Source organism: Saccharibacter floricola DSM 15669, assembly GCF_000378165.1.
Taxonomy (GTDB): domain Bacteria; phylum Pseudomonadota; class Alphaproteobacteria; order Acetobacterales; family Acetobacteraceae; genus Saccharibacter; species Saccharibacter floricola.
Window position 1 is genome coordinate 72,634 of the sequence record NZ_KB899333.1, and the last position, 17,913, is coordinate 90,546.

The 17,913-nt window shown below is 53.1% G+C and carries 15 protein-coding genes; 7 read left to right on the plus strand and 8 right to left on the minus strand.

Annotated elements, in window-relative coordinates; genetic code table 11:
* Positions 1 to 53: 53 nt before the first annotated feature.
* Positions 54 to 467, minus strand: a complete 414-nt coding sequence (locus F457_RS0100320; protein WP_018979129.1) for a hypothetical protein — start codon at positions 465 to 467, stop codon at positions 54 to 56.
* Positions 468 to 662: 195 nt separating this feature from the next.
* Between F457_RS0100320 and F457_RS0100325 the strand changes: the two genes are divergently transcribed.
* Genes F457_RS0100325 through gltX form a run of 4 tightly spaced genes read left to right on the plus strand, consistent with a single transcriptional unit; the run spans position 663 to position 5,046 of the window.
* Entirely contained in the window at positions 663 to 2,048 is a 1,386-nt protein-coding gene (locus F457_RS0100325) for a class II 3-deoxy-7-phosphoheptulonate synthase (RefSeq protein WP_018979130.1), read from the plus strand.
* A 33-nt stretch (positions 2,049 to 2,081) separates the two neighbouring features.
* On the plus strand, positions 2,082 to 3,263 hold the full coding sequence (locus F457_RS0100330; protein ID WP_018979131.1) for a nicotinate phosphoribosyltransferase: 1,182 nt from the start codon (positions 2,082 to 2,084) through the stop codon (positions 3,261 to 3,263).
* Complete coding sequence (locus F457_RS0100335) at positions 3,260 to 3,691, plus strand: hypothetical protein (RefSeq protein ID WP_018979132.1); 432 nt, start codon at positions 3,260 to 3,262, stop codon at positions 3,689 to 3,691. The genes F457_RS0100330 and F457_RS0100335 overlap by 4 nt, the downstream gene beginning before the upstream one ends.
* Positions 3,692 to 3,711: 20 nt before the next feature.
* A complete protein-coding gene (gltX, locus tag F457_RS0100340; protein WP_018979133.1) occupies positions 3,712 to 5,046 on the plus strand; it encodes a glutamate--tRNA ligase in 1,335 nt (444 codons plus the stop codon).
* Here the strand turns inward: gltX and F457_RS11745 are convergent.
* From F457_RS11745 to cysS, 3 genes are read right to left on the minus strand one after another with little or no spacing between them, the layout of a single operon-like run.
* Complete coding sequence (locus F457_RS11745) at positions 5,043 to 5,966, minus strand: ion channel (RefSeq protein WP_018979134.1); 924 nt, start codon at positions 5,964 to 5,966, stop codon at positions 5,043 to 5,045. The genes gltX and F457_RS11745 overlap by 4 nt on opposite strands.
* Positions 5,967 to 5,975: 9 nt before the next feature.
* A complete protein-coding gene (locus tag F457_RS0100350; RefSeq protein WP_018979135.1) occupies positions 5,976 to 6,755 on the minus strand; it encodes an RNA methyltransferase in 780 nt (259 codons plus the stop codon).
* A 6-nt stretch (positions 6,756 to 6,761) separates the two neighbouring features.
* On the minus strand, positions 6,762 to 8,138 hold the full coding sequence (cysS, locus tag F457_RS0100355; RefSeq protein ID WP_051081267.1) for a cysteine--tRNA ligase: 1,377 nt from the start codon (positions 8,136 to 8,138) through the stop codon (positions 6,762 to 6,764).
* A 92-nt stretch (positions 8,139 to 8,230) separates the two neighbouring features.
* Between cysS and F457_RS0100360 the strand changes: the two genes are divergently transcribed.
* The gene (locus F457_RS0100360) at positions 8,231 to 9,613 is read left to right on the plus strand and encodes an MATE family efflux transporter (protein ID WP_018979138.1); all 1,383 of its coding nucleotides are present in this window, start codon (positions 8,231 to 8,233) and stop codon (positions 9,611 to 9,613) included.
* Here F457_RS0100360 and F457_RS0100365 read toward each other — a convergent pair whose 3' ends face one another.
* On the minus strand, positions 9,614 to 10,816 hold the full coding sequence (locus tag F457_RS0100365) for an MFS transporter (protein ID WP_018979139.1): 1,203 nt from the start codon (positions 10,814 to 10,816) through the stop codon (positions 9,614 to 9,616).
* Between the two features lie 317 nt (positions 10,817 to 11,133).
* On the opposite strand from F457_RS0100365, the gene rpsD reads away from it, so the two are divergent.
* Positions 11,134 to 11,751 carry a 30S ribosomal protein S4 gene (gene rpsD / locus F457_RS0100370; RefSeq protein WP_018979140.1) on the plus strand — a complete coding sequence of 206 codons (618 nt, stop codon included), beginning with the start codon at positions 11,134 to 11,136 and terminating at the stop codon, positions 11,749 to 11,751.
* Between the two features lie 90 nt (positions 11,752 to 11,841).
* A complete protein-coding gene (locus tag F457_RS0100375; RefSeq protein WP_018979141.1) occupies positions 11,842 to 13,392 on the plus strand; it encodes a peptide chain release factor 3 in 1,551 nt (516 codons plus the stop codon).
* Between the two features lie 53 nt (positions 13,393 to 13,445).
* On the opposite strand, the gene F457_RS0100380 is transcribed toward F457_RS0100375, so the two are convergent.
* From F457_RS0100380 to alaS, 3 genes are all read right to left on the minus strand, one after another.
* Entirely contained in the window at positions 13,446 to 14,324 is an 879-nt protein-coding gene (locus F457_RS0100380) for an endonuclease/exonuclease/phosphatase family protein (RefSeq protein WP_018979142.1), read from the minus strand.
* Between the two features lie 17 nt (positions 14,325 to 14,341).
* On the minus strand, positions 14,342 to 15,019 hold the full coding sequence (locus F457_RS0100385; protein ID WP_018979143.1) for a carbonic anhydrase: 678 nt from the start codon (positions 15,017 to 15,019) through the stop codon (positions 14,342 to 14,344).
* Between the two features lie 168 nt (positions 15,020 to 15,187).
* The gene (alaS, locus tag F457_RS0100395) at positions 15,188 to 17,824 is read right to left on the minus strand and encodes an alanine--tRNA ligase (protein WP_018979145.1); all 2,637 of its coding nucleotides are present in this window, start codon (positions 17,822 to 17,824) and stop codon (positions 15,188 to 15,190) included.
* Positions 17,825 to 17,913 lie beyond the last annotated feature (89 nt).

Here is a 17,913-nt window from a genome sequence, read left to right on the forward strand (position 1 = left end):
TCATCTATGCAGTCCCGTTGATGGTGGAAACTGCATAGATGAGGCCGACAGGCTTAAAACCCGTTGCCGCGTGGCGCGACCCAGCCATTGCCCGTTGCATCACCAAGCTGGCCGCTCTGAGCAGGGCTGCTATCTTGGTAAGCAGAGCCAAAGGCGCCTAGATTGCTGCCTGTGACATTGTCACGATGGGATTTGACCTGTGCCTCATGGTCAGGATCTGGGCCATTCTGGAATTCAGTGGATGGTGCTTCCTGATAGCCGGGAGGTGGTGGGCGGTGTCCTTGAGCATGGTAATGCTCTCCACCAGAACGAGGGGTCTTATGAGGCCCAGCAGCTGCGCTGGAATCGCCTTCTTGGTAAGGCTGGCCGAAATGAACGGTCTGCGCCACGGCTGGCACAGAAAAGCCACAAAGAGCAGCAGAAGCGCTCAGAAAAGCGAGGGAAGAAAGTCGTAAAGCCGAAGGCATGCGGTGTTCCTGATCAAAGGGTGATCTCTTTGCCCTTTATCATCGGCTCACTGGGCATCAGGATCAAGGGTTCCGAGTTTTAATTCTGGGCGAGGGACTACCATTTTTATCCTTTTTCGGCCATATAAGAGATATTCTTACGGCGTTGCGACATATATGCGACGTCTGTCGCTCATTCATTTCTGGAGGCTGTTGATGCATTCCCCAGCTGGGTCTCAGACCATGTCTCAGAGCCCTTGGTCCCCGCAAAGTTGGCGTTCACGGCCAATTCGCCAAGCGCCAACCTATGCCGATCAACAGGCGCTGACGGCTGTGGAAGAGCGCCTTCATCGCTATCCGCCGCTTGTTTTCGCTGGTGAAGCACGCCGTTTAAAAGAGCACCTCGCGGCTGCTTCGCGTGGGGATGCCTTTGTGCTTCAGGGCGGCCCTTGCGCTGAGAGCTTCCGTGACTTCACCGGTGATGTGGTGCGCGATACGTTCCGCGTTCTGCTGCAGATGTCTGTTGTGCTGACCTATGCGGCGAAAGTGCCTGTCGTGAAGCTAGGACGTATGGCTGGGCAGTATGCCAAGCCGCGCTCGTCTGCGACAGAAACGCGTGATGGTGTTGAGCTTCCATGCTATCGCGGGGATAATGTGAATGCGCCTGAGTTTACCGCCCAAGCGCGTGAACCAGACCCGCTGCGTATGGAAACGGGTTATTTCCAAGCTGCTGGTGTGCTGAACCTGCTGCGTGCTTTTGCACATGGCGGTTATGCCAATTTGCACGATGTGTATCGCTGGAACCTTGAGTTTATGGAAGGGTCAGCTCTGGCTGAACGCTATCATGACCTCGCATCTCGCATTGATAGCAGCCTTTCCTTTGTCCGGGCCTGTGGGCTTGAGCAAGACGTCCCGCAGATTGATGAGACAGAGTTCTATACCTCTCATGAGGCGTTGCTCCTCCCTTACGAAGAAGCCCTGACACGGGTTGATAGCACAACTGGCCAGTATTACGATTGCTCTGCGCACTTTCTTTGGATTGGCGATCGTACACGTCAGCCTGAAGGCGCGCATGTCGAGTTCTTGCGTGGCGTTGATAACCCGATTGGGATCAAGGTTGGCCCGACGACGGATCCTAAGGAGCTGGTCAGCTTGCTGGATATCCTCAACCCAAAAGATGAGGCAGGGCGTATTACGTTGATCTCACGTATGGGCTGTGGAAAGGTGCGTGACCTATTGCCGCCGATCGTTGAAGCCGTTCGGGCCTCTGGCCGCTGCGTGACATGGCTGTGCGACCCCATGCATGGTAATACGACAACGACCTCTCAGAAGCTGAAAACACGTGCTTTTGCCAATGTGATGGACGAAATTCTTGGTTTCTTTGAGGTGTTTAATAAAGCGGGCTTACCAGCAGGTGGCATTCATCTTGAGATGACCGGACAAAACGTGACGGAATGCACAGGCGGCTCACAATGCCTGACAGAAGAAGATCTCATGACACGTTATGAGACCTTCTGTGACCCACGTTTGAATGCGGAGCAGTCTTTAGAGATTGCCTTCACACTTGCAGACACCCTTATAAAGAATCGCTCAGCCTCATAAGGGCTTTTCGACTTCCTCAGTGGAGGGACGATGATGACAACAGCAGAGAAGGCCCTTGACCAAGCGCAAGGGCCGCGCCACGCCCTTGATGAGCCGCTTATTGAAAAGCGGACGGATGCGTATTTTGTGCGAACGCGTGAAATCGCGCAGCATTTTGGCGATAGCCGCGTGACCTACGCTGTTTTTATTCGTCGTCCGGTTGTGGCTGCGTGCGGTTTGGCGTTGCGCTGGCTTCATAATGTTGCGGAACAGCAGGGTTTTGAGGTTGAGTGTCAGGAAGTTTACCCAGAAGGCACATGGGTTGGCGCGGGGGAGCCTCTTTTTTACCTCACAGGGTCTCTGGCAGCTCTTGCCCCGTTAGAAACTCTTTTGCTTCAAAAGCTCGGCCCGGTTTGTGTTGCGGCTCATAACGCGTATCAGATGGCGATGGCGCTTTCGCAAGTGCCGTTCTTGGCCATGGATGCGCGCCATTGTGCAGGCTATGAAATGCAAGAGCAGATGGCCTATGCTGCTTCTGTGGGGTCGCGTGCAGCCCAGCGTGAAGGGGCAACGGGCTTTGTTGGCAATGCAAATGATGCAACGGCAGGCTTCTTTGGCCTTGATCATGGTTTGGGGACGATGCCTCATGCTTTGATTGGCTATGCTGGCTCGACCCTAAGAGCTGCGGAAATGTATGCTGAGATGTATCCTGACCAGCCGCTTTCTGTCCTTGTCGATTATTTCGGACGGGAGGTGAGTGATGCGCTGGAAGTATGTCGTCACTTTCCCGAACGAGCAGAAGCTGGCGAGGTCAGTGTGCGGTTGGATACGCATGGTGGGCGCTTCCTAGAGGGGCTAGACCCGCAGACATCTTATGCTGTGCTGGAGCGCTATGCGCCGGGCACGATCCGTCGCTATCGGTCAGAGAAAGAGCTGCGTTATCTCGTGGGAACGGGCGTTTCTGCTGCGGCGATTTGGCGTATGCGCGAAGCACTTAATGAGGCAGGGTTCCCCAAAGTAAAAATTGTTGCTTCGTCAGGTTTTAGCGTTTCCAAATGTGTGGCAATGCATGATGCAGATACGCCGATTGATATGGTGGGAACGGGGTCTTTTCTTCCTGATTCATGGTCGGAAACCTACGCAACAGCCGATATCGTGGCCTATGATGGTCATCCACGTGTTAAAATCGGGCGCGAATTCTTGCTGACGAAGCTTCAGGAAAGACAGGTCCTATGAGCGAGACAGAAACAAAAACTCCCGAAAATGGTTGGACTGTACGGATTATTGATCAATCCGGGGCAACTGAGGATGATATGGTTGAAGAGGTTCGCGGTTTTGTGGATCTTTTCCATGCCAATGCGTTTGCACGGGCCTATGTACGCGATAGTATTGAGCGCTGCCGTGTGCCCGGTGCGACAGACCGTGAAGTATTGGAAAGCTGGCTTTCATTTGGTGAAAGCGCAGAGGTTCCACAATCGGGCGATGAAGGCTGGAAGGCCAACACAGAGCTTGATGAGTTTGTTTCAACCCCGGCAACGCCGATGGAGCGTGACTGGCGCAGCATTGACCCACGGCGTCTCATTGATGAGGACGAGCTTGAGGGGTTGTTAGATGGTGAAGACGCTGAAGATGACGCGTCTCGTCCTGAGATTATCCGCCATTAATTATCGAGAATAGATACGGCATGAAACTACGTTTTGCTCCTTCCCCGACAGGTTCCCTTCATGTGGGCAATGCTCGCTTGGCTGTGGCCAATTACTTATTTGCCCGTCATCATGAGGGGCAATTTCTCTTGCGGATGGACGATACCGACACGCAACGGGGAAAAAAGGAGTATGAAGACGGGATTTACCGCGACCTCAAATGGCTCGGTCTGTCTTGGGATGAAGAGGCGCGTCAGTCCGACCGCCTAAACCGTTACGCTGAGGTGATTGAGCAGCTGAAGGCAGAAGGGCGGCTTTACCCCTGCTTTGAAAGTGAGCTGGAGCTTAAATATAAGCGCGAGCAGCGCCTGCGTGCCGGCAAGCCACCGATCTATGACCGTTCGATGCTGCGGATGACTGACGAGCAGCGCGAGCGTGCGGAGGCGAATGGCAAGACACCTTATTGGCGGTTTAAGCTCAGTGACACGCAGCGCCGCTGGAAAGACCTCGTGATGGGTGATTGCGTGGTTAAGCTTACGGCTGTGTCAGACCCTGTGCTGGTGCGTGCGGATGGGACGATCTTGTACACGCTGGCCTCCGTTATTGATGATCTCGATCTCGGCGTGACGCATATTATGCGTGGGGAAGATCATGTTACAAATACAGGCGTTCAGCTTGATATTGCCGAAGCATTGGGAGCTAAGCCCAACCGCTTCACATTTGCGCATCTTCCCCTTCTTCTGGGGCATGATGGGGGGAAACTCTCTAAGCGTTTAGGGAGCCTCGCTCTTTCAACCTTGCGTAATGATGGGATTGAGCCGCGCGCGCTCGTTGGTTATCTCGCCCGTTTAGGGACGTCTGATGACCCTGAACCCGCGACGATGGAGCAGATGATTGAGTCGTATGAGATTAGCCATGTGTCACGTTCTGCGGCGCGTTTTGATCCTCCGCAGCTTTTAAGCTTGAACCGGCGTGTCCTGCACAGCATGTCGTTTGACGATATTCGTGATCGCTTGCCTAAAGGGGCTGATGAAGCCTTCTGGACGGCCATCCGTGGGAATATCGACCTCGCATCTGAAATTGCACATTGGTGGGAGGTTGTGCAGGGCCATGTGGTGCCGCCTGCGCAGCCTGAAGACCATGAGTTCCTCAAACAGGCCAAAGAGCTTCTGCCTCAAGAGCCGTGGGATGGGAGCACATGGAAGCAGTGGATTGATACACTTAAAGCAGAAACAGGCCGTAAAGGGAAAAAGCTCTTCATGCCCTTGCGTCTTGCGTTGACCGGTGAAGATGCGGGCCCAGAGCTTGCGGCTCTTCTGCCTTTGATGGGCTATGAGCGCACGGTGCAGCGTTTAGAGGAAGCGCTCCATCATTAATTATGCGGCGGTGTTGAGGATGTCGGTAGCGTGGTGGTCGCGTGGAAGAGGCTAAAGTCTGCTACCACGCTACCATCGGGGTGTGGACGCATAATCTCGCATAGGACGCACCCCCATTTAATATGCTCTGTTGTATAGGTATGCATCGCAAAAGCTGTTTGGGCTGAGGCTTGGTCAGTTGCTGAAAGCGTAACGATGATTTCTGCTTTTTGCTGAAGAAGGTCATCTTTAGAGAGCCCATATAAAGGACTATCTTGGGTGATCTCATGGGAGATGACCCACGTAATCGGTAAGATTGGTAGATGCGAGCTTTGCAGTGGAATCCTTTCAAGCTGTAGGGTGGGCTCTCCGCTTATGTCTGGAATTCTACGAACGAGAATGGCTTCCACAGTGAGGTCAATTAAGGCGGTGCGGCGCAGGTTCCCGATACGGAGATTAAGTAGCGTTTTCCCTTTATGTGTCGCGATGGTGGCTTTGTCGCTAAAAAGAACGCGTGCATGAGGGCTTGAAAAGCGCGCAAAAATAAGGCCCGTAACAAGGCCGGTAAAGATAATGCCGATGAAAGTTTCAAGTGTGACGACGCTATTAGCGAGCACCCCCACAGGGGCGATATTGCCATAGCCTACCGTAGAGAGGGTATGGACGCTGAAGAAGAAACTTCTCCAAAAATGATGTGAAGAAACACCGGTAATGCCGGAAGGGATTAGTGAATAGAAGAAACCAAAGACCATATTAATCAGCACATAAATACTGGCGATTAATGTGAAGAAAATGGTCCATCCCATGGTGAGAAACTGATGATAAACATCATGGAAATGTTTCGTTCGCAGGCCGGTTTTCCTGACGTTCTGAAAGGTGTCCTCTCCTGTTAATCGTATGCTGTTACTTTTCTTATGATGATGAGGAAAGGAGCGATGCATGATGCCGACCTATGGTTGTTTGGAACGTCGATTATGGGACAATTCGCGCACAACACCGTGAAGGGTACGAAGCTCTTGTTCTGTCACTTGACCGCGTGTGAAGAGATGGCGCAAATTCCGGATCATACCGGGTTTTTTCTGTTCATTGCGGAGGAAGCCGCACGCGTCGAGTTCGCGCAATAAATGAGCGTTAAAGTTTTCAAGCTCGCCCTTAGTCGCAACATGGGTTTCATTGGTCATGAAATGTTGTTCAGGCGTGGTATCTTCTGTGAGGTACCATTCATACGCCATCACGAGGACGGCTTGAGCGAGGTTGAGTGACATAAATTGAGGGTTGAGTGGATAGCGAATGAGCGTATCCGCTCGGGCCATATCTTCATTATCCAGTCCCGTTCGTTCTGGGCCAAAGAGAATACCCGAACGTAACCCTTGCTGGGCAGTTGTGCGCAGCTCTGCCGCGGCTCCGCGAGCGGTCATGAGGGGCTTTATGATATGGCGCGGGCGTGGACAGGTCGCAAAAACGCGATGAAGGTCGGCCACGGCGTCATCAACAGTCTCATGAACTGTCGCGGCGTCTAAAATACGGTCGGCTCCTGAAGAGGCATACCAAGCGCGTTCTTGCGGCCAGCCATCACGCGGGGCGACAATGCGGAGATGGAACAAGCCGCCATTCGCCATCGCACGGGCCGTGGTGCCAATATTTTCTGCAAGCTGAGGGCGGATCAGAATAACAACAGGGTCAAAAGGGCTAAGAGGGGCTAGATCAGCCCCGCCATCACGTCCAGTCATGGGAGATTATGCCTTTCGCCAAGTTGTGCCGTTGGGGGTGTCCTCCAAGAGAATCCCCTGTTCGGTCAGGTGGGTGCGAATTTGATCCGCTTTAGCGAAATCTTTCGCTTTTCGAGCCTCTAAGCGCTGGTTAATCAACGCGTTAATTGTGGCAGCATCAAGGGACACATCACCTTGGAACCACTCAGAAGAGGTAAGGCCGAAGAGGCCGAGCAAACGCCCGGCAGCGTAGAGGCTGTCTGCATCTTCTTGTTGGCCATTCATAGCACCATCAGCGTATTTGTGCAGCTCAGCAATGGCCAGAGGTGTGTTGAGGTCATCGCATAGCGCCTCTTGCACAGGACGTGGAACGGCGCTGTCTGGGCGCGGTGGTGTTTTCTCCAGCGCACGATAGAAGCGATCCATAATACGGCGGGCTTCATCAAGCTTTTCCCAACTGAAATCCAGCGTAGAACGATAATGAGAGCCGAGATAGAGCAGACGTAGTGCCTCTGCTGGTGCATGTTCCAGCGCCTTATGGATGGTATGAAAATTACCCAAAGATTTGGACATTTTCTCACCATTGCATAGCAGCATACCGACATGGAGCCAGTAACGAGCGAAGGCACTATCAGGGGTGCAGCAGAGCGATTGTGCGCGCTCATTTTCATGATGAGGGAAGAGAAGGTCATTCCCGCCGCCATGGATATCAAAGCTAGGCCCGAGATAGCGCTGCGACATGGCTGAGCATTCAAGATGCCAGCCGGGGCGGCCTCGTCCATAGGGGCTGTCCCAACCGGGCTCATCCTCTGCTGAAGGCTTCCAAAGCACGAAATCACCAGGGTTACGTTTATAAGGCGCGACCTCTACGCGAGCGCCGGCCTGCATATCTTCTAGGGAACGGCCCGAGAGAGCACCGTAGCTGTCGAACGAGTGCACATCAAAGAGTACATGTCCTTCAGCTTCATAAGCATGATGATGAGCGATGAGGGAGCTGATCATCGCAAGCATATCGTCAATATGTTGCGTTGCGCGGGGCTCAATATCGGGGGCAATAATCGAGAGCGCGTTCAGGTCATCGTGAAATTCTTTGGTCGTACGGGTTGTGAGAGCGTCAATGTCTTCATGATTGTTGCGAGCGCGGGCGATAATCTTATCGTCAATATCAGTGATATTGCGAACATAGGTGACTGTCTCGTAACGGGCTTTAAGAAGACGTACGAGGACATCAGCGCAGAGCATAGCGCGCAGATTGCCAAGATGGACCCGGTCATACACGGTTGGGCCACAGAAATAGAGGCGGACATTGTCCGCATCCATAGGAGTAAACACCTCTAACGCGCGGCTATGGCTGTTATAAAGGCGCAGGGGGATCGACGGGGTTATGATGCTCTTCGTACTCATATTCTGATCAATGCGGCAGAGATGCGTTTGGTGCAACAGGGGATCACGTTCTTTGCCCTTGTTTTGTTATTTTTGGTCAGTATGAGGGGGGCATGAATCCTCCTCACACATCCTTATCACCTTCTCGTACGTCTTTCTCGGCTCATGCGAAGTCGCTCTTTCGGGTTGGGCTCCCCCTTGCCTTGTCGCAGGTTTCTGAAATGGCCATGGGGGTGACTGATACGATCCTGCTTGGCAGCTTGGGCGTGGAAGCTCTGGCTGTTGGCGGTATTGCCAATAATTTCTTTTTCACCACGATGGTGACGTTTCAAGCTATTTTGGGTGGGGTCGGTGTGTTGCTCTCCCACTCACGCGGAGCAGAAGAGCACGGGCGTGCGGCGTCTTATGATGGCCCACAGGTAATGAGTGCGGGGTTTGCGCTATCCGTTTTGGTGTTTGTTCCCTGCCTGATTCTCTTACTTTTCTCCGGTCAGCTCTTTGCGTTGTTGGGTGAGCCTGCCGAGGTTGTGCAGCATGGCAATGATTTCATCCATATTCTGCTTTATTCCCTTTTGCCAGATTTAGCCTTGATTGGTGTGTGTCGTGTGGCGCTGCCGTCCTTGGGCTATGAGGCGATGCTGCTTTGGGTTATGCCCCTTATGGCAGTCCTTAATGGTATTACGAATGCAACGCTTATTCATGGGTGGTTTGGCTTCCCAGCCTACGGTCTTTTTGGCTCTGCACGAGCGACGACGTTAACAGGTTGGGTGATTGGTCTGGCGCTCATAGGGCTCTGTTTGTGTCGAGCCCCGTTGCGCAAGGTGATGAAGCTAGTGCGGGTGCGCTGGGTTGTGCTCAAGGAGCTTCTACGTCTCGGAGGGCCGATGATGGCCTCTGCTGCGTCTGAAATCTTGCTGTTCCAGATCACGACATTACGAGCCGGTCAGCTTGGCACGCAGAGTCTAGCCGCTCATCAAGTGGCGCTGAATACGGCGTCTTTGCTCTTTATGGTGTGCTTAGCGGTTGGGCAGGCGGCGAATGTGCGTGTGGCCTATTGGCGTGGCGCAGGCCATATGGATCAAGCCCGCCGTGCGGCTTTAAGTGCGCTGGGCATCGTGTTGGTCTGGACATTTGCAACGGGCTTGTTGCTCTTCTTCCTGCCAGATGTGATCGCAAAACTCTATTATACCGGCGCGCCACCTGATGAAGCGACGTTTCAAACGACGATGCTTCTTTTGCGCATTGCGGGTATTTTCCAGATCGTCGATGGGATTCAAACTGTCTGTAACGGCGCGTTGCGCGGCTGTGGTGATGCGATGGTTCCGATGGTCATTGGGATTATGAGCTACGGTGTCGTCGGAATTGGTGGCGGAGGTTTGCTGGCCTTCCAAGGTCATTTTGGTGTGGAAGGGCTTTGGATTGGCCTGGCTTCAGGCCTTGGGGTGACGGCTGTAGCACTGGGGTATCGCCTCTACCGCGTGCTACAGCGCGCATAATTACATCCCAGCGCGGCGGGCAAGGGCGATGGTGATTAGATAAATCACCAGCCCACCAGCGGAGAGCAGGGCCCCGCCCCAGCCGATGGAGGCCAGCCCTAAATGAGCATCAACCAGCATGGCCGCAAACCAAGCGCCGAGGGCATTGGCGACGTTAAAAGCTGAATGGTTGAGAGAGGCGGCCAGTGTCTGTCCATCGCCTGCAACATCCATAAGGCGTGATTGCATGGCGGGGCTGAGGATGATCGTGGCCGCAGGCAGAAGAAAGCAGATCGGTAAAATAGCCCAGGCAGAGGGTAAGAAGATCCAGAAAGCGAGCATGAAGAGAATGCTGGCACCCAGACCGCCAATGGTGGTGCGATCAAGGTTGCGGTCAATCATTGCACCGCCGAAGGCATTCCCAGCGACCATCCCTAAACCCCAGATGACTTGGTAGAGGGTAATAAACCAATGGCTTAAATGGGTGACAGACCCCAAAGAGGAGGTCAGAAAGGTATAAATACCAAACAATCCGCCAAAGCCGATCGCGCCTGTTAGCAGCGTGAGAAGCACTTGGGGGCGTGTGACGGCGTTAAGCTCAGAAAGCGCATTGACGCCAGCCTGTGGTTTATCGGCAGGAACGCAGAGATAGACACCAAGGATGCAAAGCAGCCCGAGCAGAGCGAGCGTGGCATAGACGGCTTCCCAGCTGACATATTGTGTTGCAAAGGTGCACAGCGGAGAGCCGATGACGGTGGAGATCATGATGCCTGACAGCACGCGGCCAATGGTGCGGCCGCGCCGGGCGCGCTCAACCATGGACGCTCCGGTTAGAGCGGCAATGCCGAAGAAAGCTCCATGAGGGAGGCCTGTAATAAAACGCATGATCTCGATAGGCCCGAGTGCGTTGCAGAGAACCGTGCCGACATTTCCGACAACAAAGAGGGCCAGTAGCAGAAGAAGCAGCGTGCGGCGTGGTAATTTGGCCCCAAAGACGGCCATGACCGGCGCGCCGATGACGACTCCGAGTGCATAGGCCGAGATAACGGAGCTTGCCGCGGCAATAGAAAGGTGCAGTGAGTGGGCAAAGGCGGGCAAGAGGCCCATCATGCCAAATTCACCGGTGCCAATGGTAAACGTGCCCAGCATAAGGGCGAAAATGGCCGGACCAACACCATAGGGGGGACGGAGGCGCCCAGCCTCAGAGGAGGATGTGTGGCTCATGTCGACTGATCCAAATCATAGGGGTAAACGGAGGATGTTAGAGCGAAAATAGACAGCTCACGTCCTCTCAACATCAGGACTGCATAATGGAACAATCATTGACAGAAAAGGGGGGATCGTGTAACCGCGCACACATTGCTGGGAAAGTTGGATGTCCCGGTGGCGCTAAACGGATGCTGTATCTGCTTTAGAAGAGCCGCAACGAGATGTCCCGTTCTTTAATAGGGTATAACACTGCCCAAAAGAGCCTACCGGTGCAACAAAACAGTCCGCTGTGCAGCAGGGAGCGGGCTTGATCGAGAAATGCGGGTAAACCCATGTCGAAACGTCTTGAGAGCAAGTACAAAATTAACCGCCGTCTGGGCGTCAACCTTTGGGGGCGTGCAAAGTCCCCTGTGAACCGTCGTGAATACGGCCCAGGTCAGCACGGTCAGCGTCGTCGCCAGAAGCCATCTGACTATTCTGTTCAGTTGATGGCAAAGCAGAAGCTGAAGGGTTACTATGGTAACATCAGCGAAAAGCAGTTCCGTCGTTATTATGACGAAGCTGTGCGTCGTAAGGGCGATACGTCTGAGAACCTGATCGGTCTGCTAGAGCGCCGTCTGGATGCGGTCATCTACCGTCTGAAATTTGCTATGACGCCATTTGCTGCACGTCAGTTCGTCAGCCACGGCCATGTGCTGGTCAATGGCAAGCGCGTTAATATTCCGTCTTACCTGCTGAAGGAAGGCGATGTGATTGAAGTGCGCGAAAAGTCCAAGCAGCTTGCTGTGGTGCTGGATGCGGTTCAGAGCGCTGAACGTGACGTGCCAGACTATATTGATGTTGATCATCGTAAGATGACAGGCAGCTTCGTCCGCGTGCCGCAGCTTTCTGATGTGCCTTATCCGGTGCAGATGGAGCCAAACCTCGTGGTCGAGTTCTATTCTCGATAAGAAGCGGTTTTTTTCCGTTTGTCGGAGCGCCGGGCGGGGTTTATCCGTCCGGCGTTTCTTTTATGTGTTATGCTTTCAGGGTGAGCCTGCATGTCTGATCTTTCCAAGTCGGGTGATGTTGCCCAAGAGGTGGCGCGCCGGCGTACATTTGCGATTATTTCCCATCCTGACGCGGGGAAGACCACATTGACGGAACGCATCTTGCGTGCGGGTGGTGCGATCCAGATGGCAGGGAACGTGCGCGCAAAAGGGGAGCGCCGGCGCACACGGTCTGACTGGATGGGCATTGAGCGTGACCGTGGGATCTCGGTTGTGACCTCTGTCATGACCTTCCATTATGGGGGTTGCGTCTTTAACCTGCTCGACACCCCAGGGCATGAAGACTTCTCTGAAGATACTTACCGCACGCTGACCGCTGTGGATTGCGCTGTCATGGTGATTGATGCGGCGAAGGGTATTGAGGCAAGAACGCGGAAGCTGTTTGAGATTTGCCGCCTGCGCGACATTCCAATTGTGACCTTCATCAACAAGATGGATCGTGAAGCGCAAGATTGCTTTGCTCTTCTTGATGAGATTTCTAACGCTTTGGCATTGGATGTCACGCCGGCAACTTGGCCTGTGGGACGTGCAAAAGATTTTGTCGGCACTTATGATGTGCGGACTAAAAAACTCAATACAAAAGAACCACTTGAAGAGGGTGATCCTCGCCTTGTCGCATTGGAAGAGGAATGCGGCCTCGCAGAAGCGGCTTTGCCTGAATTTGAGCAAGAGTTCTTTGATGAAGGCCATCTAACGCCTGTTTTCTTCGGCTCTGCGATGAAAGAAATTGGCGTAACGGATTTGCTTGATGCGCTCGCTGCGTACGGCCCGCCACCGCGTGCGCAACCGACCGAGACGCGAGAGGTGAGCGCAGTTGAAGATAAAGTGACGGCGCTCGTTTTTAAAATTCAAGCGAATATGGATCCTAATCACCGCGATCGTATGGCGTTTGCTCGTGTGTGCTCTGGGCGTCTAACGCGCGGAATGAGGCTCAAACATGTGCGGATTGGGAAACAATTTGCCCTTCACACACCGCAATTCTTCTTCGCTCAAGATCGGCAGCTCGTGGAAGAGGCGTTTGGGGGCGATGTTGTCGGGCTTCCTAACCACGGCACGTTGCGCATTGGAGATACGCTGACCGAAGGTGAAGAATTGCGCTTTACTGGGGTGCCTTATTTTGCCCCTGAAATCCTTCGCCGCGTTCGTTTAGATGATGCCATGAAAGCGAAGAAGCTGCGTCAGGCTTTGGTGCAGTTGGCTGAGGAAGGGGTGGTGCAGCTCTTCCAGCCACAAGATGGTTCTCCGCCGATTGTCGGTGTGGTGGGTGTTCTTCAGCTTGATGTGCTGCAATCACGCTTGCAGGCGGAGTATAAAGTCCCTGTTGGCTTTGAAAGCTCGCCTTACACCGTGGCCCGTTGGGTGAAAGGCGATAAAGCGGCGTTGGAAAAGTTCGCGCAGGTGAATCGTACTTCTATGGCCGATGATCTGGATGGCGACCCGGTCTTCCTCTCAAGCTCTGGCTTCATGATGAACCGGGCGGTTGAGATGAATGAAGACCTCACCTTCCATGATATTAAGCAGATCGGCATGGTTGACGCGTAAGTATGATGGTGGTTGGGGGAGGGCTTTAAGGCTACCCCCACCATCCTTGCGCGTTAAGGGAGAGAGAGTTTAACGGAGACAGGGCAATGATCCGACAGCCCTTTCTGTGAGCGATCATCCCGGTAGGTCATCACCCGGAGGCTATCGGGTATAAGCCAATTTTGTGCGCTATTGCCTAAAATGATGTGGTCAATAAAGCGTTTCCCACCTCGACAGGGGCTCGCGTAACCTGCTGTCGTCAGGGTGAGGGAAGCGTCACTGTTGAGCTGCTTCATGAGGGGATCGTTGGGGACAAGGCGACGGTTAAAGTCACCCAAGATGACAAAAGGCATCCCATCGTCTTGGCGGTCGAGAATCCAGTTTTCAATAATATGGAACTGTTGATAGAGCGTTGGACAGGAATGTTTCCTTTCTGCCAGAGGGCGCTCCCAACAGCCTGCTTTGAGATGCACGACAAGAAGACGCAACGATGCGTCGCCATCATGGAGGGTGACATCTAAGCCTGCGCGTAAATGATGCTGTGCATGAGGGCGCGAGACATCCAGAGCGCTCAGCTCGGGGTTTAACGTCACGTTGAGCGGCCGCCGAATAGCGAGACCAACGCGCTGGACGATAGGATCCGGTATCATAATGACAGAATAGAGCGAAGGGTCGAACAGATGCTCGGCACTTAGGGTGTCATCCACCTCTTGCAAAGCGATGATGTCACTATTGAGTTTTTGAGCGTAATGACGCAGCCGTTCTCTGTCATGGTCTGAGCGATGGGGAATATCGGCTGGCAGGTCAGGATCATCTGAAGGGCGATCGGTTAGCCAATCGAGATTCCATGTGGTGATCTTAAGAGGATGTGCCTGCACTTCTGTGGGTAAACAGACACATAAAAACAACACGACCCTACCGAGCATCCAAAGCAAGGAGGGTCGTGGGTGCATGTTCTCTTTCGTGAGCTTTACTGAGCGGGCTGTTTTTTGAGCTCTGCAACAACGTCTTCGACAGGACGTGCTTTGCGTGTTTGCTCGTCGAGCACTAAAACCTTGCCGTTCTGGATATCGTAGAACCATCCCTGAATGTTTAGTTCATTACGGGCTAGTGCACCAGCAACGATTGGATGCGTGCGCAGGTGGGTCAGCTGTAGGAGCACATTCGCCTCAGCAAGGGATTGCACTTCTTTCGGCCCTGCATCCTCAGCTTTTAGGCCGTTCATGCTGGCATAAGCCGCTTCTGAATTGCGCAGCCAGCGCCGTACGGTTGGCATGGTTTTGAGCTTCGGTGATTCGAGATCCAACAACGCATGCATCGCGCCGCAATTAGAGTGACCGCACACGACGATGTTCTTAACCTTCAGTGCACCGACAGCATATTCAACGGCAGAAGAGACGGCCCCCATCATTTCCCCATAAGCAGGAATAATATTTCCTACGTTACGAATCAGGAAAAGTTCACCTGGCTCTGTCTGAGTGATCATGCTTGGGCTGATACGGCTATCAGCACAGGTAATGAAGAGCGTAGGAGGAGCCTGATCATAGGCGAGGCTTTGGAACAGCTCAGCATTTTTAGGGTACACATCATCTTCAAATGAGCGAACGCCGTTTAGCAGTTCCAAAAGAGTGGTGTGCTGAAAAGACATGCCAATGGTCCTTGAAAAAAGCATCGAGTGCCTGCCCTTGGGGCATGACGAAACAGTGTTATCGTGCATCATTATGGAAGGAAAATGGCATAAACAGCAAACTATAAAAAAAAGTTCATACCCCGATGAGGGACATGAACTTTTTTCTCATGTGCAGAGATGTTTGTTTTAAAGCTGCGCGATTTGCTCACGAAGCATAGAGAAAACCTCATCTTCTGCAGGGCGTGCTCCGCCAGCTTGGGCCATTGTTGGGCGTCCACCGCCACCTTTCCCCCCCATAAGAGGAGAAGCCAAACGCACGAGATCAACCGCATTGAGGCGCTCTGAAAGATCTTTCGTGACAGCAATAATGATACTGCCGCGGTCATTGGCGCCAGAGATCAAGGCAACAACACCCGAATCGATCTTTTTGATCAATGTTTCGGCCAGGCTTTTAAGATCGCGTGGATTGACATCGCCCAGCATACGCGTGGCTAGAGTGACGCCATTAATGGTCTCATTGGCACTCTCACCACCTCCGACAACAAGCTTATGCTGTAGAGAAGCAATCTGAGCGTTGAGCGCTTTGCGTTCTTCCAACAGATTCGCGAGGCGTTGCGGCGCTTCGGCAGGGCTCACTTTAAGGAGGTCTGCCATATCGTGAAGCTGTTTCTCTGTCGCAGCGATGGTTTGTTCCGCACTGCGTCCACACACGGCTTCAATACGGCGCACGCCAGAAGCAACACCGGCTTCGGAGATAATGCGGAACAGACCGATCTCACCGAGACGTTCTACATGCGTGCCGCCACAGAGTTCGATGGAATAGGCTGAGCGATTCTCATCACCGTCACCCATGGCAACAACGCGTACTTCATCACCATATTTCTCACCAAACAGCGCCATTGCGCCTTCATTACGCGCTTGGTCGGGCGTCATTAAGCGTGTCGTCACAGCGCTATTTTCACGAATCCGCGCATTGACGTCTTCTTCAACCGCGCGAAGTTCTTCTGCTGTCAGAGGGCGCGGTTGGCTGATGTCAAAACGTAGACGATCAGGAGCATTCAAGCTCCCTTTCTGGGTGACATGCTCGCCCACCTGACGACGCAAGGCCTCATGCAGCAAATGCGTGGCGGAGTGATGGGCACGCACAGAGGTGCGACGTTCATGATCCACCGTTGCGCGGACTGTCATGCCCGGCTTCACGCTGCCTTTAACTACGCGTCCATAATGGACGATCAGATCGCCATTCTTCTTCTGTGTATCGGTAATGGTGATGTCGAGGCCATCAGCAGTCAATGTGCCGTGGTCGCCAACCTGTCCGCCGCTTTCGCCATAGAACGGTGATTGGTTAAGCAAGAGGGCTACGTCTTGGCCTTCTGTCGCTTCAGCAAGCTCATCATTACCTTTGAAGATGGCCTGTACTTCGGCATCAGCTTGTTCTGTCACATAGCCGAAGAACTCTGTTGCACCGAAGCGGTCACGTGCATCGAACCAGACAGTTTCAACCGCAGCATCACCAGAACCGACCCAAGCAGCACGGGCGCGCTGGCGTTGTTCTGCCATAGCGGCTTCAAATCCTGCCTCATCCACTTTATGGCCACGTTCACGCAGAACGTCCTGGGTGAGGTCGAGAGGGAAACCGAACGTATCGTACAGCTTAAAAGCCAGTTCCCCAGGCAATGTGCCACGGTCTGAAAGCTGCGCCATTTCGCTATCAAGGAGCGAGAGGCCGCGGGTGAGCAGGGCCGCAAAGCGCTCTTCTTCCCCACGCATCGTTTCAGTGATGAGGGCTTGATGACGCACAAGCTCGGGATAAGCATGACCCATTTGTTGAATGAGAGCGGGAAGGAGACGATAAAAGACCGGATCTTTTGCTCCCATCATATGAAGGTGACGCATGGCACGACGCATAATACGGCGCAACACATAGCCACGCCCTTCGCGTGACGGCAGCACACCATCAGAGATGAGGAAGGCGGTTGAGCGTAAATGATCAGCGACGACGCGGTGGCTCATCTTAAAATGGCCATCGGCATCTTGATGAAGCAGATCGGCAGACGCTTCAATCAGAGCACGGATGGTATCTGTGTCGTAATTGTCGCGTTTGCCTTGCATAATTGCTGCAAAACGTTCCAGTCCCATTCCAGTATCAATAGAAGGGCGGGGAAGAGCACTGCGCTTACCCCCAGCTTCTTCAAAAAACTGCATGAAGACGAGGTTCCAGATCTCGACAAAGCGATCTCCGTCTTCTTCCGGGCTACCCGGAGGGCCACCAGCGACGTCTGGGCCGTGATCATAAAAAATCTCAGAAGATGGGCCGCAAGGGCCCGTATCACCCATTCGCCAGAAATTATCCGACGTGGAAATACGGATGATTTTATCGTCAGAAAAGCCAGCAATTTTACGCCACAAGGCTGCGGCTTCATCATCATCACTATAAACGGTGACGAGAAGCTTTTCTTTGGAAATACCAAAGCCTTTGGTGAGAAGATTCCAGGCAAACTCAATAACTTCGGCCTTGAAATAATCCCCGAAGCTAAAGTTCCCCATCATTTCAAAAAATGTATGATGGCGTGCGGTATAGCCGACATTGTCGAGGTCATTATGTTTACCACCGGCACGGACGACTTTTTGAGCTGTTGTCGCTCGCTTATATGGGGTGGTTTCTTGCCCTGTGAAAATGTTCTTAAACGGCACCATCCCTGCATTGGTAAATAGCAGGCTAGGGTCGTTCTGAGGAACCAGAGAGGCTGAAGGGAGAATCTGATGCCCACGTTCGGCAAAATATTCAAGGAATGTTGAGCGGATATCGTTAGTACTGGTCATGGCCTAAGGGTATCTGGTTCCAGAAAAAAGAAACAGGAAAATCACGCAGTATCTTAGCGGATTATAAAAGTCTTGGAAATGCTTCAGAT

Bases quoted from the DNA above. Each gene is read 5' to 3' on its own strand.
- F457_RS0100330 (WP_018979131.1), top strand. From the start codon at position 2,082: ATGACAACAGCAGAGAAGGCCCTTGACCAAGCGCAAGGGCCGCGCCAC.
- F457_RS0100375 (WP_018979141.1), top strand. From the start codon at position 11,842: ATGTCTGATCTTTCCAAGTCGGGTGATGTTGCCCAAGAGGTGGCGCGC.
- F457_RS0100385 (WP_018979143.1), bottom strand. From the start codon at position 15,019: ATGTCTTTTCAGCACACCACTCTTTTGGAACTGCTAAACGGCGTTCGC.
- alaS (WP_018979145.1), bottom strand. From the start codon at position 17,824: ATGACCAGTACTAACGATATCCGCTCAACATTCCTTGAATATTTTGCC.
- F457_RS0100335 (WP_018979132.1), top strand. From the start codon at position 3,260: ATGAGCGAGACAGAAACAAAAACTCCCGAAAATGGTTGGACTGTACGG.
- F457_RS0100360 (WP_018979138.1), top strand. From the start codon at position 8,231: ATGAATCCTCCTCACACATCCTTATCACCTTCTCGTACGTCTTTCTCG.
- cysS (WP_051081267.1), bottom strand. From the start codon at position 8,138: ATGAGTACGAAGAGCATCATAACCCCGTCGATCCCCCTGCGCCTTTAT.
- F457_RS0100380 (WP_018979142.1), bottom strand. From the start codon at position 14,324: ATGCACCCACGACCCTCCTTGCTTTGGATGCTCGGTAGGGTCGTGTTG.
- gltX (WP_018979133.1), top strand. From the start codon at position 3,712: ATGAAACTACGTTTTGCTCCTTCCCCGACAGGTTCCCTTCATGTGGGC.
- F457_RS0100365 (WP_018979139.1), bottom strand. From the start codon at position 10,816: ATGAGCCACACATCCTCCTCTGAGGCTGGGCGCCTCCGTCCCCCCTAT.
- F457_RS0100350 (WP_018979135.1), bottom strand. From the start codon at position 6,755: ATGACTGGACGTGATGGCGGGGCTGATCTAGCCCCTCTTAGCCCTTTT.
- F457_RS11745 (WP_018979134.1), bottom strand. From the start codon at position 5,966: ATGCATCGCTCCTTTCCTCATCATCATAAGAAAAGTAACAGCATACGA.
- F457_RS0100320 (WP_018979129.1), bottom strand. From the start codon at position 467: ATGCCTTCGGCTTTACGACTTTCTTCCCTCGCTTTTCTGAGCGCTTCT.
- rpsD (WP_018979140.1), top strand. From the start codon at position 11,134: ATGTCGAAACGTCTTGAGAGCAAGTACAAAATTAACCGCCGTCTGGGC.
- F457_RS0100325 (WP_018979130.1), top strand. From the start codon at position 663: ATGCATTCCCCAGCTGGGTCTCAGACCATGTCTCAGAGCCCTTGGTCC.